Genomic DNA, 23,792 nt, shown 5'->3' with positions numbered 1-23,792 from the left:
ACTTACTGCGGTGCCTTCGTGGTCGAGCCGGCGGTGTCGGTGACGGCGGCGGCGAGCGAGAAGCCGGAGAAGGTCGCGACCGGCGCGCCGCTGACGGTGGCCGAACCGGGCGCGGCGCTGGTGATGTAGCACTGCGACAGCACGATCGTGGAGAACGACCAGTCATCGCCTTCCTGCTCGAGCAGCACGATCTCGAACGGGTCACCGCGCAACGCGAGCGCGGTGAGCTCGGCCGCGGCGGGCCCGATCGCGGTGACCGACAGCGTGAAGGTCAGCGACTGTGGTGTCGCGACCACTCCCACGTGGGTGCGCTCGATCGAGTGCAGCGGTTCGGCACTGGTCCCGAACGTCGGGACGTAGGACTGCGCGAGGAAGACCCGGGTCTCGTTCCCGTCGACGGTGATCCGGACGCCCAGCCTGGTCTTCCAGTCGGACTGCGTGATGGTCATCGCTGCTCCTGCCTCAGAAATGCGGCTTCAGAATGACGTCGAGCTGATGGATGATCGACGCGATCTCGGCCAGCAGCGTCACGTCGACCTGGCGGGTCTGGCGCGCGGTCACCAGCCGGGCGGTGTCGGCGGCGGACCGGGCGTTCTCGGGGATCGACAGGATCGCCAGCAGCGGGATCGAGGCCACGAACGAGTCGATCGCACCCGACGCCACGAACGGCCCGACGATGCCTTCGATCCGGACCCGGATCGCGGTCAGCCCGGCCTTGGTGATCGACGTGTCGCCGATCGCCCCGATCAGCCCGGCCCGCAGCGAGAACTCGAGCTGGTCGAGCAGCGTCAGCAGGTCGACGTAGTTGCGGGCCGCGTCACTGGAGAACAGCCCGCCGTCGCCGAGGTACAGACCGGAGCCGGGGATCAGCGCCGGATCGACGAGCGGGATGACGCCCTGCCCGGCCAGCCCGGTGATCTCGGCCGGCGTGTATTGAGTGGTCACCGGCATCGTGAAGCCACGGACCTGCTTGAGGACGACGCTGGTCCCCGGCGGGTACCCGGCGATCGCGCCCATCACGGCCGCGGCGGCGTCGGCGGTGGCCGTCGTACTGGTCGGGTCGAGAGTCGCTCCGCGGGCGGCGACCAGGACCATCCGGCCGGAGTCGCTGCGCAAGGGACCGTCGGTGGCCAGGACGTCCGTGACGTAGGTCGCCGACCGCGGGGTGGCCGGGTCGATCATCGCGACCGCGATCCGTTTGCTGCCGGCGGCCGACGCGGTCTCGACGTGCTCCTTCAGCGCCATCAGCCCGGTGGCCGCGGTCGCGCCGCTGGTCGCCGTACCGACCGTGGTCTCGCCCGCGAGCGCGACGAACGTGACGTCGTCCGCGGCGTCGAGACCGGCCAGCGCCTCGGCGTAGGCATCGTCGGTCGCCGTGCGTACGCCGTACACCTTGCTCGGCCGTGGGTCCTGGGCGAGGACGAGGTCCAGGCTCCGGGTCAGCGCGTTGGCCGTCGTACCACTGGCGAAGGAGCTCATGATCGACGCGTGGTCGGTGACCTCGACCGGGGTCGCGGCCGGCGCGGACGCGCCGGCCGCCGCGTTACCGACGACGGCGACCACGCCGGGGTTGCGTTGTGCGGTGGGGACCAGGGCACTGGTGTCGATGGTCACGTTCACGTACGGGTACGCCGGTTGCACCAGGGTGCTCATGCAGTCCTCCGGAGTCTCGGGGTGGGTGGTGCGGTCGGATGGTCAGGTGACGACGACGGCGATGCCCTGCGGGCCGAGCCAGGCGCGCGCCGCGGCCAGCCGCGCGTCCGCCGTCGTACCGCCGGGCCAGCCGTCGTCCTCGAAGGTCGCCGCGGGCACGAGCCAGCAGACGGCACGATCGGCGCGGCGGGCCGGTGCATCGTCAGGGGGCGACGGTGAGGGGTAGGAACGAGCGACCCGGCGGGCGGCGGCGGTGGCGCGCAGCAGGTCGCGCGGGGAGGTCCCGTCATCGACCAGGAACGCGACCACGACCGGCAGGACGAGAGGTGGTGCGCCTCCCCCGCCGTTCGGGGGCGCGCTCAGCTGCAGGGTGACACCGAGTGCGGCGGTGAAGTTCCCGGTGACCGGGACTTCGGTCACGTCGACGGCCTCGATCAGCCCACCCACCCCCGCGGTACGGACGGCCAGGCTGCCCACCATGACAGCGTCCGCACCCGGGGTGGGTGGCCGGCCGGTGTCCCAAGCCGCGGTGACGTCCCAGGGGAGTGCGTCACCGGCGCGCATCAGCCGGGCGGAGAGGGAGGTCTCCACCGGCAGCGCGACCGCGAGGTCGAACCGGTCGTAGACAGCCGTCGTCGGGCCGGTCACGGCCGCCGGGTCGACGGCGTAGCAGGTGACGGCCAGCTGGAGCAGCGCGTCGGCGTCCAGGAGTGTCGGGCGGGCAGCGGGGTCGGCGAGCCGCAGCAGGACCTGGTCGGCTGGATCCATCACGCCCGGCCGGCTCGCCGCTCGATGCCCATGCTGGTCCCCCCCAGCCGTCCCGGGACGTCCGGTCACGCCCCTTGGGTCAACGGTCCTCGCCCTGCGTCATCGCATCGTCAACGCTCCGTTGTGCCGTGAACCGCTGACCAGCGCGACCAGTTGCGCCGATGGCTCGATCCCGAGGTCGGCCCGGATCGCCTGCCGATGCAGCTCCAGCACCCGCCGCGCCTCGTAGACGTTGCCTTCGGCGAGGTGGACCTGGATCAGGCACCGGTTCGCGCTCTCCCGCAGCGGCTCGGCCCGTACGGCGGCCAGCGCGGCGTCGACCGCGACAGCGAATCGACCTGCCCGCGCCATCCGCAACGCCAGGCTCTCGAGCGAGTGGAGTCTGGTCTGCCGCCACCGCTCCCGATACGGGGGCAGCCACTCCTCGTACCAATCGGGCAGGAGCTCGGAGTCCAGCAGATCCAGGAGTTCGGCGCCGGCGTCCGGCTCCGCCCGGCTCTCCACGGACAGCGCCAGGGCGGTTGCCTCGAGGACGTCGACCGCGACGACCTCGGCCAGGTGCAGCCGGGTCCGGGTGGCGTCGAGTACGCGACCACCGGCCTGCTGGATCCGCCAGACCGCCGTCCGCAGGTTGGCGGCGGCATTGCCCTCGGCCGACTCCGGCCACAATGATCCGGCGACGTAGTCGCGCCGCAGCGTCCCGCCGTTCAGCGCGAGGAACGTCAGCAGCCGTTCGGCGTTCTGTGGCAGGGTGAGTGTGCGGTCGTCCGCACAGAGTGCGAAACCTCTCAACAGCGCAAGCCGCATCACCGGCATGCCCGTCCGCAGCGCCATCGCGTCCCCCCGACGTGCGCAATCAGATTGCCCTCTCCGAGGTTAGACCTCCGCCGGCCCGCGGTACAGCCCCCGGCGTTTGGTTGCCGTCAGCAACATCACTGGTCGGTGATCGGGGCGGCGTGCGCCTCTGCGTAGCCGGCGGCGGCCAGGCGGTCGAGGGTCTTCTGGAGGACGGCGGTGTCCTCCAGCGTGCGGACCTCGGTGATCTTGCCCCAGCGGATCCGGAGGAACTGGTGGACGACGTTCTGGTAGCGCGAACCGTCGACCACGCCGACGTTGACGGTGACGGCGGTGGCCACGCGGGTGTTCCACGGCCAGCCGGCGACCAGGATGTCCTCGACGTCGAAGGTGGTGTTCGGCAGCAACCGGAAACAACGCTCCCACCAGCGCCGGAGCGCCTCGTGCGTGTGCCGCTCGCCGGACAGCGCGTGGTCACCGTAGAACCGGTAGGTGAACGCCGGCGCCATCCCGGCCACCATGGCCTCCCAGTTCCCCGCGCTGATCTGGGCGAAGGCGTTCCGCACCTGCATCGCCACGATCCGGTGGTACATGCCCCAGTCTCCCCTCGTCGGTCGTCGCCTCCACCGTAGAGATAGTGAGTTCAATAACGCAACTGACTAGAGTGATGACATGCGGAACACCAGCTTCGCCTCGATGCACTGCTCGCTCGCCCAGTCCCTCGAACTCATCGGCGACTGGTGGACGCCCCTGGTGCTACGCGACCTCTACCTTGGTCTGGACCGCTTCGACCAGTTCGTCACCGATCTCGGGATCTCCCGCAATCTCCTCACCGACCGGCTCAACACGCTGATGGACGGTGGCCTCGTCGTGCGTACGCCGTACCGGCAGAATCCGGTCCGTTACGCCTACGAGCTGACCGAGGCCGGGCGGGAACTCGTGCCGATCCTCCTCACGCTCACCGCCTGGGGTGATCGCTGGGCGACGCCACCCGCGGGTCAGCCGCTGACCTTCACGCACGCCACCTGTGGGAAGGTCACCACGGCCACGGTCTGCTGCTCGGAGTGCGGCGACGCACTGACCGCTGAGGACGTCACGCCGTCGGCCGGACCGGGGGGTCGGACAGCGCGGGGGACCGCGCTGATCGCGACAGTTCTCTCAGGCCGTTGATGCGAGCCGGAGGCGGAGCAGCTCCTTGAGCGGCATGGATTCGCCGTCCCGGGCGCCCTGGCCGACGACGAGCGGTGGGTCGGAGGGAAGGATGTCGACGCCCGCGAGGCGGGACTTCAGGCTGGCGGGAACGCCGAGGATGTAGAAGTTGGCGTCGACGTCGACACCCAACGAGCGGTTGCGACGGAGATACCAGCCGATGACACCGGTCCGATAGCTCGCCCCCGAACCCACGACCTGGGCTCGCAGCGGCTCGGGCTCCACACCCCGCGCCCGCATCTCCTTGACGAAGCCGACCAGCAGTTCCCGCGCCTGCGCCGACTCGCCTGCCTTCCGGCGCTCCAGCGCGGCGGCCTGCGCAGCGGCCGCCTCGCGCCGTTCCGCACGCCAGTTCGCCTGATCGCCCACGCCGCCAGCCTAGTTGCCTGCCCGGGGACGACGCCGACGTGGGTTCGTACCAGCGATGGATGGATTCGATCGCTGGTACGAGACGTCGCCCGGCCGAAGGTCAACCCAGGTTCGGAGCTGTCTCGGCCCGGACCGCCAGTTCGCCCACCAGGCGTTGCCAGGCTCGGTCGAGGCCGGCCGCGACGCAACCGGCCACGACCGTCTCGGTGCCCAGTACGCTGGCCTTCACCTCCGGAACGACCGGCGCGAGCATGCGGACCTGGTTGACGACGGCTTCGAGGAAGCCGGGCGCCTGGCCGATCCCGCCACCCAGCACGATCAGCTCGGGATCGACGACCGTGATGACGGTGCACACCGCCTTCGCCACGAGGAGTGCCTCCTCGGCCACCACCCCGGCCGCGACCGCATCGCCGCGCGCCGCCGCCGCGAAGACCTTCTCGGCCGACACCGCCCCGCGCACTCCGGCCCGTCGCGCGGCCCGGACCACGGCTGCCGCTGAGGCCGACGCGTCGAAGCCGCCTCGCTTGCGAGCGTCCCGCTGATCACTTCCGCTGCCCTCGGTGAACGGCAGATAACCGATCTCGCCGGCCACCCCGTGTGAACCGTGCCGGAGTTTGCCGTCCAGCACCAGCCCCATCCCGATCCCGGTGCCGACCGAGACGAACGCGAAGCTGTCGACGTCCCGGCCGTGGCCGTGCACCCGCTCCGCCAGCGCGGCTGCGTCCACGTCGTTCTCGATCATCAGCGACGGCCCGAAGCGATCACGCAGCGCGGTCAGTGTCGCCGGCGAGTCCCACCCGGACAGTCGCCCGGTCAGGGTCAACGCGTCGAGCCGAGCGTCGTACACACCGGGGCTGCCGATCACGGTTTGGGTCAACTGGCCGGCCGTGATCCCCGCATCGGCCGCGAGCGTCGCCGCCAGGTCCGAGAGCTCCTGGATCCGCGCCATCGCGTCCGCGGCCTTGGTCCGCACGTTCAACCGGCAGCGCGTGTTCCCGGCCAGGTCGGCGATCGCGCCACGCAGGAACTCCCGCCCGACATCGAGCCCGAGCACGAACCCCCCCTCCGGCCGCACCTCGTACAGGCGCGCAGCCGGCCCGGGCACGCCTGTCCGCTGACCGGTCGCGTGCACCAGACCGGCGCGCTCGATCGTGGTCAGCGCCGCCGACACCGTCGGCTTGGACAGCCCGGAGAGCTGGGAGAGTTCGGTCCGCGATACCGGACCGGACCGCCGGATGTGCTCCAGCAGGACCTGCTCGTTGATCGCTCGGATCAGTTGCGGGCGCGCCGCGGAGGCACCTCCGGCGACTACCGTCACATCGACCCCCTTGCGTCCATAACGCTTCGAGCAGCAGTCACAGTTAGCCCTTGTGCCAACGGTGATTGTTAAGTTAGTTTCCTATCGATTCTATTGGTAGGCACGAGGAGTTGCCAGTCCATGATTCGTCCGCCGGTCGTCCTCGGACTCGACTTCGGTGGGACCAAGATCGCCGTTGCCGTCGGCGACCTGTCCGGCCGGCGTCTCGGAGTCACGAAGCTCGACACTCTGGCCGAGGCCGGAGCAGCCGCGGCGATGGAGCGCGGTCTCAGCGCGGGCCGCGACCTGCTGACCGACGTAGCGCCCGGCCAGGAGCTCGCCGGCGTCGGCGCGGCCACCCTCGGCATCCCGTACGACGACCGCGTCGAGCTCGCACCTACCTTTCCCGGCTGGGGTGAGCTGCCGTTCGGGCAACTGATCCGCGACGCCTTCCCCGGCATCCCGGTCCGGCTCGGGACGGACGTGAAGGCAGCCGCCGCGGCCGAGCTGCGGTGGGGTGCGCTCACCGGCTGCGATCCGGGCCTGTACCTCAATCTCGGCACCGGCCTCGCGACCGCGATCGTTGCCGGTGGCACCGTGATCTCCGGGGCGCACGGCGCGTCCGGCGAGATCGGCTACAACCTGCGCTCTGCCGCGGATGTTTGGATCAGCGCCGACGAGCGCACGATCCTCGAGCATGTCGTCAGTGGCCAGGCACTCGAGACAACCGGTAGCGCCCGGCTGGGGCGACCGGTCACGGCGGCCGATGTCTTCGCGATGGCATCGACCCAGCCGGACGCCGCCGTACTCGCGGCGGAGTTCCATCGCGAACTGGCGATGCATGTCGTCAACCTGGCGATCGCCATCGACCCGGTCCGGATCGTCGTCGGCGGCGGACTGGTCGGTGCGTGGGACCGGATCGCCCCAGAGCTGCGCCGGGCACTCGACGCGGCAGTCCCCTTCCCACCGGAGCTGACAGTGGCCCGATTCCCTTCGGACGCGCCGCTGGTGGGGGCACTCGCCCTCGGTGTCGAGGCCGCGGGTGCGGTTCTCGGCGCGGAGGCATTCGCATGACCATCAGTTCGAGGAGTGAAAGGCAGAGACGATGAGGGGCATCAAACGGATCGCCGGCACGGCGATCGCGGTCGGCGTACTGGCCGCCGCGGGCTGTGGGGGCGGTGACAAGCCGGTCGGGAGCACGTCGTCCAGCAACAACCCGTCGTCCTCGGCGAGCAACGGCGCAGGGCAGTTCAAGAAGGGCGGCACCGTCACGATCGCCAACGTGGGCGGTCAGACCTGGTCGTGCCAGTTCAACCCGTTCAACCCGGCGGTCAACCAGGAGGCGCTCGGCTTCGTCTACGAGCCGCTGACCTTCGTCAACGTGCTCAAGGCCGGAGCGACCACGCCGATGCTGGCCACCGACTTCACCTGGTCACCGGCCAAGGACTCAATCGTCTTCACCATCCGCGACGGTGTGAAGTGGAGCGACGGGCAGCCGTTCAGCGCCGACGACGTGGTCTACACGTTCAACCTGATGAAGCAGCAGCCGGCCCTCGACCTCTACGCGCTGTGGACCGGCGCCGGGCTGACCAGCGTCACCGCGGCCGGCAACAAGGTCACGATGAAGTTCAAGGGGGCGGCCGAGCCGTACTTCTTCAACTTCGCCAACCAGGTCGGCATCGTGCCCAAGCACATCTGGTCCACCGGTGAGGCGGCCTCCAAGCCGGCCACCTGGGCGAACCCGAAGCCGGTCGGCACCGGCGCGTACACGGTTGAGTCCTGCACCAGCAACAACATCACCTACGCCGCCAACGGCTCCTACTGGCAGCCGGGCAAGCCGTACATCCAGAAGGTCCAGTACCCGGCCTACCTGGACAACAACCCGGCCAACCTCGACCTCGCCAGCGGTAAGGCGCAGTGGGGCGGCCAATACATCCCGAACATCGACAACTTCTACAAGTCGAAGTCGCCGGACAACAACTACTGGTTCCCGCCGACCGCGAACGTGGCACTCGTGCCGAACAACGATCCGTCCCGCCCGGCGACCAGCAAGCTGGCGGTCCGGCAGGCGCTCGCGTACGCGCTCGACCGCGAGCAGATCTCGAAGATCGGTGAGAGCGGCTACCAGCCGGCCGCGAACCAGAGCGGCGTGGTCACGCCGACGTTCGACAAGTACTTCGACCAGGGCGCGCTGACCGCTGCCGGCTACGGCAAGGCCAACACGGACAAGGCGAAGCAACTACTGCAGAGCGCGGGATACTCGTCGTCCAACCCGCTCAAGCTCAGTGTCATCACGGTCACCGGCTACACCGACTGGGATGCGTCCCTCGCGGTCGTGAAGCAGCAGCTCGCCGCCGTCGGGGTCGAGCTGAGCATCCAGGACCTGCAGCAGCAGTCGTACAACCAGAAGCTCTACACCGGTGACTACGACCTCGCCTACTCCAGCCAGACCGGCGGACCCACGCCGTACTACGAACTGCGGCAGCTGCTGTACTCGAAGAACACGGCGCCGATCGGCAAGCAGGCGAACAGCAACTACTCGCGGTACATCAACCCCGAGGTGGACAAGCTGCTCGACCAGTACGCCAGCGCCGACCCGGACACCCAGGTCAAGCTGGTCAAGCAGATTTCCGGGTACATGATCAAGGACGTACCGGTCATCCCGACGACCGAGTCGGTCGACTGGTACCAGTACAACACCACGGACCTCCAAGGCTGGCCGACGCAGGACGACCCCTACGCCCAGCCCGCGCCGTACAACATGCCCGACGTCGGGCAGGTTCTGACGAACCTGTACTCCAAGTCGGCCCAGAAGTAAGGAATGAATTCGTGAGAGTGAGCACGAGGAGCTGGTGGTCGTGCGGTACCTGATACGTCGTCTCGGGTTCTTCGTGCTCACTCTCTGGGCAGCGATGACGCTGAACTTCTTCATCCCGCGGATGATGCCCGGCAGTCCGGAGGATGCGCTGCGGCAGCGGCTCAGCAAGGGTGGCGCGGTCGTCACGGCAGAGCAGTTGCAGACCGTCCTGGCCGAGTTCGGGTTCGATCCGAACAAGAACCTCGCACTGCAGTACATCGAGTACCTCAAGGCGATGGTGACCGGGCACTGGGGCGTGTCGATCGGCAGCAGCCTCGGTGTCCCGGTGACCACGCTGATCGGCAGCGCGTTGCCGTGGACGGTCGGCCTCGTCGGCATCGCGACCATCCTGGCGTTCCTCATCGGCACGTTCATCGGCACGATCGCCGGCTGGCGTCGCGGCGGGCTGATCGACGGGGTCGTGCCGCCGCTCTTCATCGTGACGTCGGCGCTGCCGTACTTCTGGGTCGCGCTGCTGTTCATCTCGTTGTTCGCGATCGGCAGCCATCCGGTCCTGCCCAACGACTTCAACTACGATCAGGGGTTGACGCCGGGCTTCAACCCCGAGTTCATCGGCAGCGTGCTCAAGCACGGCATCCTGCCGGCCGGAACCATCCTGATCACCGCGATCGGTGGCTGGATCCTGACCATGCGCAACAACATGGTCACCACGCTGGCCGAGGACTACGTCCGGATGGCCCGGGCCAAGGGAATCCCGAGCCGGAAGATCATGTTCGGGTACGCCGGCCGGAACGCGTTCCTGCCCAACCTGTCCGGGTTCGCGATGTCGCTCGGCTTCGTCATCTCCGGCACGATCCTGGTCGAGTACGTGTTCAACTACCCCGGCCTGGGTTACATGTTCTACAACGCCACCGTGAGCACGGACTACCCACTCCTGCAGGCGCTGTTCCTGCTGGTGACGCTGGCCGTGCTGATCTGTGTCCTGCTCTGCGACTTCGCGGTGTTCCTGCTCGACCCGCGAGCCCGGACGAAGGGGTAACCGCCAGTGAGTGAGCGAAGCGAAGTCACCATCCGGCAGAGCCGCTTATCGCGCTTATCGGCGCCCGGAGCGAAGCGAGGACGTCGATGAGCGCTATCGTCACCGGCGCCGCGGCGCCCGCAGCACCGACCGCGACCCGCCGCCCCCGGGGCGGCCTGTTCCGCGCCGTCCTGCACAACCGCAAGGCCATGGTCGGCGTGGGCCTGCTCGTCCTCTTCGTCCTGCTCGCCGCGTTCCCCCACCTCTTCGTCCCCTGGCTGCACGGCGATCCGCGCGCGATCGGCGACATGCCGCTGGCGAAACCGTCCAGCGAACACTGGCTCGGTACGACGGGCCTCGGCCAGGACGTGTACGCCGAGCTCATCTACAGCACCCGCGAATCCCTGGTCATCGCGGTCGTCGCGGGTCTGGGCGCGACGATCCTGTCCGTCATCATCGGTGTCTCGGCCGCGTATCTCGGCGGTTACGCCGACGACGGGCTCTCGATGCTGACCGACATCTTCCTGGTGCTGCCGACGTTCCCGCTGATCATCGTGCTGGCGACGTACGCCGGTAAGGGCAATCTGACGGTGATCATCATCGTGCTGATCCTGACGGGTTGGTCCTACGGCGCCCGCCAGATGCGCGCGCAGGCGCTGTCGCTGCGCAACCGGGACTTCCTCGAGTCGGCCCGGGTCCGGGGTGAGCGGTCGTCGTACATCATCGTGGTCGAAGTGCTGCCGACGATGATCTCGCTGATCGTCGCGAACTTCCTCGGCGCCGCGCTGTACGCGGTCCTCACCGCGGCCGGCCTGCAGTTCCTCGGTCTCGGCGACCCCAACTCGCTGAGCTGGGGCACCATGCTCTACTGGGCCCAGAACCAGGGCGCCCTGGTGAACGGCCTGCCGGCGTGGGCGCTCTCGCCGGGCCTGGCGGTCGCGCTGCTCGGTGTTTCGTTTGCCCTGCTCAACTACGCGTTCGACGAGATCAGCAACCCCGCGCTGCGGCCGGTTCGGAGGCGACGTGCCAAGTAACACTGAGGGCAAGCGAATCCTCGAGGTCCGTGATCTCACCGTCGAGTACGACACCGGCGGCGATCGTCCGGTCGTCGCGGTCGACGCGGTGGATCTCGACGTACACGCGGGTGAGTTCGTCGGCGTGGTCGGCGAGTCGGGCTGCGGCAAGTCGACGTTGTTGTTCGCCATCGCCCAGCTGCTGAGCCCTCCGGCCGCGATCACCGGCGGCAGCGTGACGTTCCAGGGCCAGAACCTGGTCGCGATGAGCGAGAAGAAGCTGGCCGCGTTGCGCTGGCGCGACTTCTCCGTGGTGATGCAGAGCGCGATGAACGCGCTCAACCCGGTGAAGAGCATCGGCGGCCAGTTCAAGGACGCGATCATGGCGCACGACGAACCGGTCTCCGACGATCGCCCGGCCGAGGTCCTGCGGCTGGTCGGTATCGACCCGATCCACCTGCAGAGCTATCCGCACCAGCTCAGTGGCGGGATGCGGCAACGGGCCATGATCGCGATGGCGCTGCTGTTCACGCCGGACCTCATCATCATGGACGAGCCGACCTCGGCCCTCGACGTGGTGGCGCAACGGTCCCTGATGGTGCAGATCAAGGAACTGCAGCGACGACTCGGATTCGCGGTCCTCTTCGTCACCCACGACATGTCGCTGATCAGCCACTTCTCCGACCAGCTCGTGGTGATGTACGCCGGCCAGGTGGTCGAGTTCGGCAGCACGCGCGCGGTCTTCGACCATCCCGCGCATCCGTACAGCGCCGGGCTGCTGGACGCCTTCCCGTCGATCCGTGGGCCGAAGGTGCCGCTGACCGGGATTCCCGGCAGCCCGCCGAACCTCGCCGACCCGCCCAGCGGCTGCCGCTTCCAGCCGCGCTGCCCGAAGGCGTTCGAGGACTGCCCGAAGATCGCGCCCGAGCTCTACCAGGTCGGCCCCGTGCAAGCTCGTTGCCTCCTCCACGCACCCGGCCATATCCAGGCCGAAGAGCCCGTCCGGGAGACGACACCATGACTGTATTTTCGGCCGGGCCTTCGGCGCCGGCGTGGTCATGGGGCCTTGGCTCCCGGCCTTCCCTCGTCGCTCCGGTCGCTGCGCTCCCTACACTCCTCAGTCCAGGCCGGGAGGCCCCATGACCTCGGTGAGCACCGACCAGATCGCAGCGACCGATGCGGACGACGCGCCGCTGCTCGAGACCAAGAAGCTGAGCCGGCATTTCCGGGTCGGCCGCGGCCTCTCCAAGCAGCTGCTGCACGCCGTCGACGATGTAAATCTCACCATCGGCCGGCAGGAGATCGTCGCGCTGGCCGGCGAGAGCGGCAGCGGGAAGAGCACCATCGCCCGTCTGCTCGCCGGGGTCTACCGGCCGACGAGCGGCGAGATCTACTACCAGGGCCGGCCCATGTCGAGCATGGGGTCGCGACGGGATCAGTTGTCCTACCGTGGCGACGTACCGATGGTGTTCCAGGACCCCTTCAGCTCGCTCAACCCCGCCTTCCGGGTGTCCCACGGCGTCTTGCGCAGCCTGAAGCTGCACCGCCGCGACCTGAACAGAGCCCAGCGACTCGAAGAAGCCGAGCGCGTCATCGAGGCGGTCGGACTGTCGCCGGCCGGCGACATCATGAACCGCTATCCGTACGAGCTCAGCGGCGGCCAGCGGCAGCGCATCGGGTTCGCCCAGGCGCTGGCGCACAAGCCCAAGCTCATCCTGGCCGACGAGCCGGTCTCGATGCTCGACGTGTCGATCCGCATCGGCCTGCTCAACCTGATGGCGGAGCTGCGCCGCTCCGAAGGCGTGTCGTTCCTCTACATCACGCACGACATCGCGAGCGCGCGGTACGTCGCGGACCGGCTGATGATCATGTACGCCGGTCACATCGTGGAGTCCGGTCCGGCGGAGTCGGTGCTGGCCAACCCGAAGCACCCCTACACGGACCTCCTGCTCGGGGCGGTCCCGGATCCGCGGGCACCGCTGACGGCGGCGGTCGAAGGCGACACAGGTGAGCCGCCGAAGGTCATCGATCCGACGCCCGGCTGCCGGTTCCGCTGGCGCTGCCCGCTGGTCGTCGACAAGTGCCACCAGGTCACGCCGGTCCTCAGCCGCCTGGGCGAAGACCACGACGCCGCCTGCCACGTCGCCGAACCCGACCCCGGTTTCCCTGTCAGCTGACGGACGTCCTGGTCTACTGCTGGATACTGTTCGACGGTGGTCAAACACTGGTTTACAGTTGTTTCATGACTGTCGAACATCGCCGGGGTGTGGCGGGACTCGCGCTGATCGCGGCCTTCATGGTCTTCGTCGACGGCACGATCGTGAACGTCACCCTGGCCCAGCTCGCCACCCACCTGCACGCCTCCCGTGCCGAACTCGAGTGGGCCGTCAACGCCTACACGCTCTCCTTCGCCGCGGTGATGCTCGGCGCCGGCGCGATCACGGACACCCTCGGCGCGAAGCGGGCCTTCGTCGCGGGCCTGACCGTCTTCACCGCGTCGTCGGCGGTCTGCGCGGTCGCCACCTCGATGCTGATGCTCAACCTCGCGCGGCTCGTCCAGGGCGCCGGTGCCGCGCTGCTCCTGCCGAGCGCGCTCGTACTCGCGACCGCGTCCGCGACCGACGAGCACACGCGGCATCGCCTCGTCAGTTGGTGGGCCGCGGCCGGTGGCGTCGGCATGGCGGCCGGGCCGTTGCTGGGTGGCGCGCTCGTCGCGCTCGCGAACTGGCGGGCCGTCTTCGCCGTCAACGTGGTCATCGGGATCCCGGCCGTCGTGTGGAGTCTGCTCTCGATGCCTTCCGTCGTACGTCGACGCCGGCGGCTCGACGTCGCTGGCATGGGCACCGCCACTGTACTGATCGGTGGACTGGTGTTCGCGCTGATCGAGGCACCGGCGCTCGGCCGGCATCCCGCGGTCATCACCGCCGCCGCGCTGACCGTCGGCGGGCTGGTCGGCTTTGTCTGGGTCGAGCGGTCCATCCCCGAACCGCTGCTGCCGCCCGGCATCTACACCGATCGCGGCTTCGCCGTCACCGCCGTACAGGGCGCGTTGTTCAATTTCGCCTTCTACGGCGTGCTGTTCGCGCTGAGCCTGATGCTCCAGCAAGGCCGCGGACTCAGCGCGCTCGCCACCGGTCTGCTGTTCCTGCCGCTGACGGGGCTGATCTCGATCGGCAGCCTCTGCTCAACCCCGCTCGCGCAGCGCTTCGGCCGAGCGACCGTCCTGAGCGTCGGCCAGGCTGTCCTGGCGATCGCACTCCTCGCCCTGGCCTGGGCGGGCACAACCTCGGCGCTGTGGCCGCTGGTGCTTGCCCTCCTGCCGGCCGGCTTCAGCTCGGGTCTGCTCGTGCCCACCATGACCTCACAGTCGATCGCCGCCGTCGAGCCCGCCCTGCACGGCGCCGCGTCCGCAGCCTTCAATACCTCCCGCCAGATCGGCGCGGCGGTCGGTGTCGCCATCTTCGGCCCACTCCTCGGTACCACGCACAGCTTCACCACCGGCTTCGTCACCTGCGTGATCGTCGCGTCCGCCGCCACCACGATCACGCTGTTCCTGACCACGCTCGCCACAGCGAGCACGGGGCTTGAACAATCGCTCGCCAACCAGGAACCTAGTGGTCTGGTCCGCACATGCAACGTTGTGAGTACCCGATCGCGTCTTTCATCGTGACGACGCCGGCCGGGATGATCCGGGGTATCGCGGGCCGAACATGGGGGGACTGGGGTGGCTGCGCAGCGGACCAGACGGTGGGGCACCACTGTCGCGCTCACGGTCGTGTGTGTGCTGGTGTGCGCGGTCGCGTTCGCCGGCGCGGTGACCGTGCTGATGCCGAGCACCCGGCAGCGCAGCACGACGGCGGCCGCCACCGCACCACTCGGCCCGGCCCCGAGTCTCCCGGTCCCGAGCGACCCGGCCTCGACCGAGCCGATCCCGGGCGTCGACACCCCCGCCGCTCCCCCGCCGTCGACGCCGGTGGCCGTGACCGGGACGTACGAGTGCCCCGGCTACAGCGGCATCGAGTCGAAGGTCCCGGTGTCGATGGTCCTGCAGGACACCTTCGTCTGGGGCGACGATCCGCCGTACCAGGTCGGTGACGGCTCGGGCGACGTCAACTGGCGCTCCGACCCGTACCACAAGCCGAGCTGGTACATGTGGCTGCATTCGCTGCGCTGGCTGGGCCGGGGCATCAAGGCCGCCACGAACGGCGACCGGAAAGCCCTGACGCACGTGATGGCGATCATCCACGACTGGGTCCGCGACAACCCGTACTCGTGGAAGGGCGATGTCGGCGCCTGGGAGGCCACGATGCACCGCACCAATGTGCTGATCTGTGCTCGCCAGGCCGTGCTCGCGGGACTGCATGTCCGCTCACTGCCCGCGCAGTACGCGTGGCTGGATCAGTCGCTGCTCGATCATGCCCAGTTCATGACCGACAACTGGGGCGGACCGTCGAACCACGGGACGGACGAGAGCATCGCGATGTTCGGCGTCGGCTGCACGCTCAAGCGAGCAGATCTGAAGAGTCGCGCGGTCGAACGACTGACCGAGGCGATCACGACAGCCATCGACCCGCAGGGCTCGACGAACGAGCAGTCGGTCGGGTACGCCATGTTCAACTACCAGTTGTGGGGCCGCGCGACCACGGCCCTCAAGCGCTGCGGCGCCGATCCAGGACGGGTCATCGACGAGCGGCGCCGCGCGCTGGCGGAGTGGCTGGCCCTCGCCACCAAGTCCACGGGCGAACTCCAGCAGGTCGGCGACGCCGTACGCCAGACGCCTCAGGGCGCCACCGGCACCGCCCTGGAGTACGCCGCGACGCTCGGACGGAGCGGTACGAAACCGACCGAGCGGACCGCGGTCTTCGATGCCGGCTACGTGTTCGGGCGGACCGGCTGGGGCGAGACCCGGCCGTTCACGCAGGAATCGACGTACAGCATCCGGTTCGGCCCGGGCCGCCGGTATCACGGGCACGACGACCACATGTCGATCACCTACACCTCGCGCGGCCGGGACATCCTGATCGATCCCGGCCACTCGGGGTATCAGCTCGACAAGTGGCAGGCCTGGACCAAGAGCCAGGCCGCCCACAACGTGATGACGATCCCGTCGGCGAACACCGCCTCGGTGGAGACGCGGCTGGTCCGGGCGGCGATCGCACCGACCTCGGAGTACTACACGTTGACCGACAGCCCGGCGCCGGGTGTGCAGCGGACTCGGGACGTGCTCGTGCTGAAGGATCCTGATCTGATCGTCACCTTGGACCGTGGGCAGTCGGCCACCGACCAGCGGTACGAGACGTTGTGGCACCTCGCACCGGACCAGAAGGTGACGGTGCAGTCGCCGACCACGGCCGTCGCCGCCAAACCTGGCGATCGCACGAAGACCTATCTGCTGCAGATCCCTTACAGACAACAGTTGCCCGCCGATGCCATCACCGTCGCGCAGGGTCAGCAGGATCCGGTGCAGGGCTGGTACTTCCCGGACATCTTCCACCGGCTGCCGGCTCCCGTGGTCAAGTTCAACCGGAACGCGGCGAGTGCCACGATCCTGTCCGCCGTCGTGCCGGCCGGCACCGGCGAGCCGGTCGCGTTCACCAGCCGCACCGTCGGCACGATGTTCTTCGTCGATCTCACCGTCGGCCGGCGAAAGACCACCATCCGAGTGCTACCGGACGGCCGCCTCACGCGGATCAGCTGACTGCGCCCGGGCCGGATCTTGCTGTCGTCGTCATGGCCATCACGCTGGTGACGGACCGCGGTGGCGTGCTTCTTGATTCCTGACCGGTCACAGGAGGAGCGTCTGTGCTGTCTTGTTCTGGTGTGGGCCGCGCACGGCGGTCGGTGTACGGGAGGTTTGGGATGAGTAGTCATCCGGCGGCGCGGGATCACTGTCTCAGTGCGGCGCGGGCGGTGGATCGGCCGACTGGTGGGGCGCGGTACGGGCGGATGTTCGCGGGCCTGGAGCCGTTGGGCACCGACCCGCAGGTGCTGATGCGGGCGGGTGGTGACGGCGGGATCTGCGACGCCGCCGCCGAACTCGACCGGAGCAGCGACGGCGACGACGCGACCGAGGCTGCCGGGTGGCCGTTCTTCGGGCAGATCATCGCCCACGACATCACCGCGGACCGCTCCCCCATCACCGGCGGCGTCGATCCCGACGCGCTGCGGAACGCGCGGTCGCCGAAGCTCAACCTGGAGATCATGTACTCGGACGGCCCGGTCGGCTCGCCGTACCTGTTCGACGTCCACGACCCGGCCAAGTTCCTGCTCGGCCCCGACGGGTACGACGTACCGCGCAACCAGCAGGGCGTGGCACTGATCGGTGACCCGCGCAACGACGTACACCTGTTCACCCTGACTCTGCATGTCGCGCTGCTGCGTGCACACAATCGGATCGTCGACAATCTTCGGGCGAACGGCGTACCCGAGAGCGACGTCTTCGAGAAGGCCCGTACCACGCTCACCTGGCACTACCAGTGGATCGCGGTCCACGACTTCCTGCCGCGGCTCGTCGGGCCGGACCTGGTCGAGGAAGTTCTCGCCAAGGGCGGCCGCTGGTTCGCGCCCGAGCCGATGAAGGCCTACATCCCGCTGGAGTTCGCCGACGCGGCCTTCCGCTACGGCCACGGTCAGATCCGGCACACGTACCGGCTCGTCGACGGCGGACCGGAGTTGCCACTGTTCCCCGATCTGGTCGGCTTCGGGCCGCCGAGCGCCGGTCGGCGACTGGACCTGACGCAGGTCTTCGACGTACCTGGCCGACCACCCGCGCAGCGCGCGAAGCGCCTCGACGGCCGGCTCGCCGCGAGCCTCATCGGCCTCCCCGAGCAGGTCACCGGCGTGGTCGACACCGCCGCCTACCGGTCCCTGGCAGTGCGCGACCTGCTCCGCGGCGACACCACCGGCCTGCCGAGCGGTGAGGCGCTCGCCAAGTACATCGGCGTACCGCCGCTCACTGTGGACGGCTGGCCGGACGGCACCCCGCTATGGTTCTACATCCTTAAAGAATCCGAGCACCTCGGCGGCGGCGACCGGCTCGGCCCACTCGGCGGCCGGATCGTGGCGGAGGTCCTGATCGGTCTGCTCCGCGCCGACCCGGCCAGCTACCTGAGCCTCGAGCCGGACTGGGAGCCGACCCTGCCCGCCGCCGGCCCGGTGTTCGACCTGACCGACCTCCTCATCCCGGGCGAGTCGAACTGAGCTCACCCGACTTGGGCTCCCCCGAACTGGCCTGACGAGAACTGAGCGCCGCAGCGTCGACCGCGGACGTGAACGCATCACGCGGACGCTGGACCGAGGCCAGCGACACGATGTCCCGGCCATAGAAGACAGCGGCCAGCCAGATCGCGAAGACGCGCACCTTGCGGTCCCACGTCGGGACCGCAAGGACGTGGTACCCGCGGTGCATCAGCCACGCGAGGAAGCCCTTGATGACGAGCCGGCGGTACTGGAAGATGCCCTTCCCCAACCCCAGCGTCGCCACAGCGCCAAGGCTGTGATGCACGTACTGCTTCGGCTCGCGTCCACGCATAGTCCGCACCAGGTTCTTCGCCAGCAACTTCCCCTGCCGGACGGCGTTCTGCGCGTTTGGCACCGTGAACGCGCCTTCGGTCGGCGACGCCAGATCCGGTACGGCGGCGTCGTCGCCGGCCGCCCAGGCGTCGGGCACCGGATCCGTGTCGGTGCCGATCCGCAGGTCGGCCCGGACCTGGACCAGTCCGCGCGGCGTATGCGGAAGGTCGGTGTGGTTGCGCAGCAGCCGGGTCGCCGCGTTGCCGGCGGTCCAGACGATCAGCTCCGAGTCGAACTCGGTCCCGTCCGACAGCACGACGTGCCCGTCTTCGGCCGACGTCAGCGTGCAGCTCAGGTGGACCTGCGCACCGCGCCGCTCGAGCATCGAGACCACCCACCGGCCGGGCTGATCGGTGACCTCGGGCAGGATCCGGCCGGTCGCCTCGACCAGGTGGAAGGCGAGGTCGCTCTCGGACAGCTCCGGATAGCGCTTGAGCAAGGCGGTGGCCAGCGACAACAGCTCACCGAACCCTTCCACGCCGGAGAAGCCGCCGCCGACGAAGGTGATTGTCAACAATCGACGCCGCGCCGGACCGGGCTCGAGACAGGACGCCTCGTCGAACGCCGTCAGCAGCCGGTCCCGAATCGCGACCGCCTCCTCGACGTGCTTCATCCCGATCGCCCGCTCGGCCACGCCGGGTACGTCGAAGGTCCGGGTCACCGCGCCCGCGGTCACCACGAGGACGTCGTACTCAAGCTCGAAGTCGGGCCCCTGGGTCGGCCGCACCGTGACCTTCCGCTGGGCGTGCTCGATCGCGGTGACCGAGCCGGAGACAATGCGGGTCCGGTCGAGGTTGCGACGCAACGAGACCGCGGCGTGGCGTGCCTCGACCGATCCCGAGACCACCTCGGGAAGGAAGGGCTGATAGGTCATGTACGGCCGCGGATCGACCACAACCACCTCGGCCTCACCACGCTTGAGCTTCTTCTCGAGCTTCCACGCCGTGTAAAAACCGGCGTACCCACCACCGACCACCAGGATCCTGCGCACGGGTGTCCTCTCTCTGGTCGAGACTCTGTAGTTGAAGACAACCCAGCCGCGTGGGTTGTGACGTATCAAGGGCGAAGCTGCTTGCGGGACGTGATGCCGAGCTTCTGGAAGACCTTGCGGAGATGCCACTCGACAGTGTGCTGGCTGAGGAAGATCTGCGCACCTATCTCGGCATTGGTCAGCCCCGCGCCGGCGAGCTCGGCGATGCGCGCCTCCTGTGCGGTCAACGCATCGGCGGCGCGGCCGGTGCGCTCTCCGACCGTCTCTCCGGTGGCTGTCAGCTCGCGGCTCGCGCGGTCGGCGAAGGCGTCGGCACCGGCCGTCGCGAACAGCTTGTACGCCGTCCGCAGCTGGACGCGTGCGTCTTGTCGCCGTCCCTCCCGCCGGAGCCACTCGCCGTACAGCAGCTGAGCCCGGGCAAGGTCCATCCGCATCCGAGTCCGGCCTAGACGCTCGATCGCCTCCTGGTACGCCGATTCCGCCTGCCGGCCCCTGGCCAGCAGGGCCTGCGACCGGGCCAGCAGGCCGAGACCCCACTCCGTGCCCGAGGACGTCGCGATCTCCCCCTGCAGCTTCAGCCCGTCGACCGCAAGCTCCGGCCGGCCGGTGCGAGCCGCCGCTTCGACCAGTTCGGGCAGCGCCCAGTTCGCCACGCCGTACTCGACCGGATAAGCCGTCGCCTCCCGGGCCGCCGCGAGTGCGTCCCCGTACTTCGCGAGGCCGTTGAACAGGACGGCGTTCGCCAGGTGACAGGTGCTCAGCCCACCGCCTTCGCCGCGGTTCGTCGCATCGTCCATACCAGCGGCGATCACGGCCGTGGCCCCGTCCTCGCGCCCACGCCAGGCCGCCAGGCTCATCGCGCCGTACGGCGTCAGGTCCGCGCCGGTCGCGTCATTGATGTTGTTGATCTCCGCGACCAGCGAGCCGGCCGCGGCGAGGTCGCCGGTGAACAGGCTGAGGTGCACTCGGTGGTTCAGGACCAGCAGGAGTTCGTTGAGGTCGCCGAGCCGGCGGGCGATCCGCACGTGCCGGGAGGTCAAGGCGTCCCAGCCCTCGTCGTCCCAGAGGTCGACTGCCAGCAGCTCCGCGTGCCAGAGCCACCGCATATCGTCTTGATCCGGCGTGCCGTTCGTGCTGGAGAACAACCGGATCACCTCCCGGGCAAGCGGCACTGCGTCGGGGTACCCGTCGGTGAACAACACCGCGACACCGTCCAGCAGGACGTCATGTTTGCGGCGCCGATCCGGTGTCGGCGCGGCCCGGGCCGCCACCGCTGCCTCGGCGAGTGCGTCGGAGCCACCCGGTCCTGAGGTCCGGCCGAACCGCCCCGCGAACTGCGCGGCCACGATCGCCTCGATATAGGTCTCGCGGGCCAGGCCGGGGTCCAGCGGTTCGAGGCGGCGGGCCGCCGCCAGCAAGAGCGGCCCCGACTCGCGCCCATGGCCCGAAGCGAAGGCGATCTGGGCGCGGAGGAGTTCCACCCGTGCCTGGTGCAGGCCGTTCATCGGACCCTCGACGGCGGTAACGAGCAGCCGCAGCGCGATCTCGAACGCGCCGGCCCGCAGTGTCGCCTGCGCGGCGGCGAGAGCGCGGATCGCCCGAGTGGACGGGTCCGGGGTCAGCTCGGTCGCCCGCTGGAGAAACGCTGCTGTCGCCGCGACGCCACCGCGGCGCTGTGCCCGGTCCGCGGAGCTGACCAGTTCGGCGGCGACGTCCTCGTCGGGGCCGTCCGCGCCGTTCGCGCGATGCCAGGCTCGGCGGTCGGGATCGAGATCCGGGTCGGTCGCGTCGGCGAGGGCTTGATGCGCCTGGCGGCGATCGACGGGATCCGCCGCGCGGTACGTCGCCGACCGGACCAGCGGATGGCGGAAGCGGACCCGCGCGCCGAGCTCGATCAGGCCCGCGGCCTCAGCGGGTGCGGCCGCGCTCATCGGCACGTCCAGGACCGCCAGCGCCCGAAGCAGCAGCGGTACGTCGCCGATCGGCTCGGCGGCCGCGGTCAGCAGCAACCGCTGCGTATCCAACGGGAGTGCCTGCACCCGGCGAGTGAAGTTCTGCTCGATCTGACTCGCCAACGGGCGAGCGTCCGGCCGCTCGAATCCACCCGCCAACTCACCCGCGGTCAGCCCGCTCGGCAACTCCAGCAGCGCCAGCGGATTGCCTCTGGTCTCGGAGACGATCCGATCCCGGACGTGCTCGTCCAACCGGCCGGGGACCACCGCGTCGAGGAGAGCCCCGGCGTGCCGGTCGGTCAGCCCACCGACCGGCAGCTCGGGGAAGCCGCGCCACTCCGGCCCGGTCACCGGCTCGCGGACGGCGAACACGAGGCCGATGCGGTCGGCGAACAAGCGGCGACCGACGAAGGTCAGCGCCTGGGCCGACGCCTGATCCAGCCACTGCGCGTCGTCGATGACGCACAGCAGCGGCCGGCTGTCGGAGGCCGCCGACAACAGACTCAACGCGGCCGCACCGACCAGGAACCGGTCCGGCGGACCACCGAACTCGAGCCCGAACGCGACTGCCAGCGCGTCCCGCTGCGGGCGCGGCAGGTGGTCCCCCAGGCTCAGCATCGGAGCACACAACTGATGCAGACCGGCGAACGGGAGCTCCATCTCGGCCTCGACGCCGGCCGCTCGTGCGACGCGGCAGCCGTCGGCCTGCCCGACCAGATACTCGAGCAGAGCGGACTTCCCGATGCCCGCCTCACCTCGGACGATCAGCACCTGGCCGTCGCCGGAGCGCACGCCGGACACCACCTGATCCAGCCGATTACACTCCGTTCGCCGCCCGCGTAGCTCGGGCGCCGGTCCACCAATCGCCATGGCTCCACCACCTCATCAGAGGCTAGAGCCCAAGGCCTGATGCGCGGTAGAACTCTGCAGTGTCGCAATAGCGCCAGATTGGTCAGCAGGCCGTCCGGGCGAGGTCGGCGGCGAGGAGGTGTTCGAGGTCGGCCAGTTCACCTGCGCGCGACGCCGAGACCAACGCGTGCCGGAACCTTCGGTGCGCAGCCGGGCTGACTGGATGGCACCGGTCGGACGACAGCCGGTCCCGGGCCCGCTTCACCAGTTGCCGCGCGTTGGGCGCGCCGATCCGCAACGTCTCCGCGATCTGCCGATACGGGTACTCGAAGCCTTCCCGTAGTACGTAGGTCGCTCGCTCGGCCGGCGACAACCGCTCCAGCAACAGCCGTACGGCGTCGTCGAACGCCTCCTGCTGCTCCGCCAGACTCTGCGGATCCACCCCACCCGCCACACTCTCCTCGGGCAACCACGGCCCGACCGAGAATTCGTGCCGCCGCCGGGCCGACTGCACCAGGTTGATCGCGAGCCGGCAGACCGTGGTCGCCAGGAACGCCCCCGGATCCGCGACGGCCGACCGATCGGTGCGCTGCCATCGCAGCCACACCTCCTGCACCAACTCCTCGGCCTCGTGCGGATTGCCGACAATCCGGCGCGCGATCCGGAGCAGCCGCGGTCGTACCTGCACGAATTCATCCACACCAGCCGTCGACGTACTCATGATCCGGACTCCTCCACTGGGGGCTTCTCCCACCCTCGCCGGGCCGGCAGCGCACCGCGCCATGGAGAGTCCGTGGTCGAGTGCGTGGTTCCCCCTGTGGTTCGTGGGGTGTCACAGCAGATCGACGTACGCGGTCATACCAGTGCCGGCCCATCCCCAGCCGTGGAGCGTGACATGAACCCCACCATCGAGACCGAACGACTGCTGCTCAGGCCTTGGCGTGATACCGACGCGTCGGACGCGCTGGCCATCTACGGCGATGAGGAGGTGACTCGCTGGCTCACTCCGGCCATGGCGTGGGTTCCGGACGTCCAGACCAGGCACGACGTACTGCGCAAGTGGCAGGACCAGGATGTGGCGCCGGTCAGCCACTGGGCCGTCGAACGCCGTGACACCCGGGAGATCGTCGGCGGCGCGGCGGTGCTCCGGCTCGCGCCGTGGGAAGACCTCGAGCTCGGCTGGCAGCTCGCGCGGCCGGCTTGGGGCCACGGGTACGCGACCGAGGCCGGGGACGCGGTGGCGCGCTGGGCGCTGCACCGGGGTGGGGTCCAGGAGGTGTTCGCGCTCGTCTCGCCCGGGAACGACCGGGCCGTCGCCACCGCTCGGCGGATCGGCATGGAGTGGATCGGCGAGACCGACCAGTATCACCAGCAGAAGCTCGAGCTCTACCGCATCCGGCACGACGATCTGGCCTACTGCGAGATCTGTGAGACCGAGGAACCGGCCGATCGCGGGTGACGCACTGACGGTCTCCGACCGCAGGGCCG

The 23,792-nt window shown here is 69.3% G+C and carries 21 protein-coding genes; 11 read left to right on the top strand and 10 right to left on the bottom strand.

Translation table 11 applies throughout. The annotated features are described in order from the left end of the window. Positions 1-2: 2 nt before the first annotated feature. From OG555_RS32905 to OG555_RS32885, 5 genes are all read right to left on the bottom strand, one after another. Positions 3-449 (bottom strand): hypothetical protein, encoded by a 447-nt coding sequence (locus OG555_RS32905; protein WP_329476451.1) that lies wholly within the window; start codon positions 447-449, stop codon positions 3-5. Between the two features lie 13 nt (positions 450-462). Beyond that, positions 463-1,653 carry a hypothetical protein gene (locus OG555_RS32900; protein WP_329476450.1) on the bottom strand — a complete coding sequence of 397 codons (1,191 nt, stop codon included), beginning with the start codon at positions 1,651-1,653 and terminating at the stop codon, positions 463-465. A gap of 42 nt (positions 1,654-1,695) precedes the next feature. After that, a complete protein-coding gene (locus OG555_RS32895; RefSeq protein WP_329476449.1) occupies positions 1,696-2,424 on the bottom strand; it encodes a hypothetical protein in 729 nt (242 codons plus the stop codon). Positions 2,425-2,520: 96 nt separating this feature from the next. Further along, the gene (locus OG555_RS32890; RefSeq protein ID WP_329476448.1) at positions 2,521-3,255 is read right to left on the bottom strand and encodes an AfsR/SARP family transcriptional regulator; all 735 of its coding nucleotides are present in this window, start codon (positions 3,253-3,255) and stop codon (positions 2,521-2,523) included. 98 nt (positions 3,256-3,353) lie between these two features. Beyond that, positions 3,354-3,809, bottom strand: a complete 456-nt coding sequence (locus tag OG555_RS32885) for a nuclear transport factor 2 family protein (protein ID WP_329476447.1) — start codon at positions 3,807-3,809, stop codon at positions 3,354-3,356. Positions 3,810-3,888: 79 nt separating this feature from the next. Here OG555_RS32885 and OG555_RS32880 point away from each other — a divergent pair, with 79 nt between their 5' ends. Next, entirely contained in the window at positions 3,889-4,386 is a 498-nt protein-coding gene (locus OG555_RS32880) for a winged helix-turn-helix transcriptional regulator (RefSeq protein ID WP_329476446.1), read from the top strand. Here the strand turns inward: OG555_RS32880 and OG555_RS32875 are convergent. Further along, positions 4,375-4,794: a hypothetical protein gene (locus OG555_RS32875; protein WP_329476445.1), complete on the bottom strand. Its 420-nt coding sequence runs from the start codon at positions 4,792-4,794 to the stop codon at positions 4,375-4,377. The genes OG555_RS32880 and OG555_RS32875 overlap by 12 nt on opposite strands. 100 nt (positions 4,795-4,894) lie before the next feature. After that, a complete protein-coding gene (locus OG555_RS32870) occupies positions 4,895-6,112 on the bottom strand; it encodes an ROK family transcriptional regulator (protein WP_329476444.1) in 1,218 nt (405 codons plus the stop codon). 120 nt (positions 6,113-6,232) lie between these two features. Here OG555_RS32870 and OG555_RS32865 point away from each other — a divergent pair, with 120 nt between their 5' ends. The 9 genes from OG555_RS32865 to OG555_RS32825 all read left to right on the top strand — a co-directional run bounded on the left by OG555_RS32865 (position 6,233) and on the right by OG555_RS32825 (position 18,140). After that, positions 6,233-7,165 carry an ROK family protein gene (locus OG555_RS32865; protein ID WP_329476443.1) on the top strand — a complete coding sequence of 311 codons (933 nt, stop codon included), beginning with the start codon at positions 6,233-6,235 and terminating at the stop codon, positions 7,163-7,165. Positions 7,166-7,196: 31 nt separating this feature from the next. Beyond that, entirely contained in the window at positions 7,197-8,909 is a 1,713-nt protein-coding gene (locus OG555_RS32860; protein ID WP_329476442.1) for an ABC transporter substrate-binding protein, read from the top strand. A gap of 40 nt (positions 8,910-8,949) precedes the next feature. Continuing rightward, positions 8,950-9,948, top strand: coding sequence for an ABC transporter permease (locus OG555_RS32855; protein WP_329476441.1), 999 nt, complete (start codon positions 8,950-8,952; stop codon positions 9,946-9,948). A gap of 86 nt (positions 9,949-10,034) precedes the next feature. After that, complete coding sequence (locus OG555_RS32850; protein ID WP_329476440.1) at positions 10,035-10,961, top strand: ABC transporter permease; 927 nt, start codon at positions 10,035-10,037, stop codon at positions 10,959-10,961. Further along, on the top strand, positions 10,951-11,961 hold the full coding sequence (locus OG555_RS32845) for an ABC transporter ATP-binding protein (protein ID WP_329476439.1): 1,011 nt from the start codon (positions 10,951-10,953) through the stop codon (positions 11,959-11,961). The genes OG555_RS32850 and OG555_RS32845 overlap by 11 nt, the downstream gene beginning before the upstream one ends. A 118-nt stretch (positions 11,962-12,079) precedes the next feature. Then, positions 12,080-13,117, top strand: coding sequence for an ABC transporter ATP-binding protein (locus OG555_RS32840; RefSeq protein WP_329476438.1), 1,038 nt, complete (start codon positions 12,080-12,082; stop codon positions 13,115-13,117). Positions 13,118-13,182: 65 nt separating this feature from the next. Next, positions 13,183-14,610 carry an MFS transporter gene (locus tag OG555_RS32835; RefSeq protein ID WP_329476437.1) on the top strand — a complete coding sequence of 476 codons (1,428 nt, stop codon included), beginning with the start codon at positions 13,183-13,185 and terminating at the stop codon, positions 14,608-14,610. A gap of 54 nt (positions 14,611-14,664) precedes the next feature. Beyond that, a complete protein-coding gene (locus OG555_RS32830) occupies positions 14,665-16,638 on the top strand; it encodes a heparinase II/III domain-containing protein (RefSeq protein WP_329476436.1) in 1,974 nt (657 codons plus the stop codon). A 161-nt stretch (positions 16,639-16,799) separates the two neighbouring features. Next, positions 16,800-18,140 (top strand): peroxidase family protein, encoded by a 1,341-nt coding sequence (locus OG555_RS32825; protein WP_329476435.1) that lies wholly within the window; start codon positions 16,800-16,802, stop codon positions 18,138-18,140. Here the strand turns inward: OG555_RS32825 and OG555_RS32820 are convergent. The 3 genes from OG555_RS32820 to OG555_RS32810 form a co-directional block, all read right to left on the bottom strand. Further along, a complete protein-coding gene (locus tag OG555_RS32820; RefSeq protein WP_329476434.1) occupies positions 18,118-19,503 on the bottom strand; it encodes an NAD(P)/FAD-dependent oxidoreductase in 1,386 nt (461 codons plus the stop codon). The genes OG555_RS32825 and OG555_RS32820 overlap by 23 nt on opposite strands. A gap of 65 nt (positions 19,504-19,568) precedes the next feature. Next, positions 19,569-22,256: an ATP-binding protein gene (locus tag OG555_RS32815; RefSeq protein WP_329476433.1), complete on the bottom strand. Its 2,688-nt coding sequence runs from the start codon at positions 22,254-22,256 to the stop codon at positions 19,569-19,571. A gap of 151 nt (positions 22,257-22,407) precedes the next feature. Further along, positions 22,408-23,025, bottom strand: a complete 618-nt coding sequence (locus tag OG555_RS32810; protein ID WP_329476432.1) for a sigma-70 family RNA polymerase sigma factor — start codon at positions 23,023-23,025, stop codon at positions 22,408-22,410. 174 nt (positions 23,026-23,199) lie between these two features. On the opposite strand from OG555_RS32810, the gene OG555_RS32805 reads away from it, so the two are divergent. Next, positions 23,200-23,763, top strand: coding sequence for a GNAT family N-acetyltransferase (locus tag OG555_RS32805; protein WP_329476431.1), 564 nt, complete (start codon positions 23,200-23,202; stop codon positions 23,761-23,763). Positions 23,764-23,792 lie beyond the last annotated feature (29 nt).

This window comes from Kribbella sp. NBC_01484 (assembly GCF_036227145.1).
In the GTDB taxonomy this organism is placed as follows: Bacteria; Actinomycetota; Actinomycetes; order Propionibacteriales; family Kribbellaceae; genus Kribbella.
This window is presented reverse-complemented; position numbering and strand designations above follow the sequence as displayed.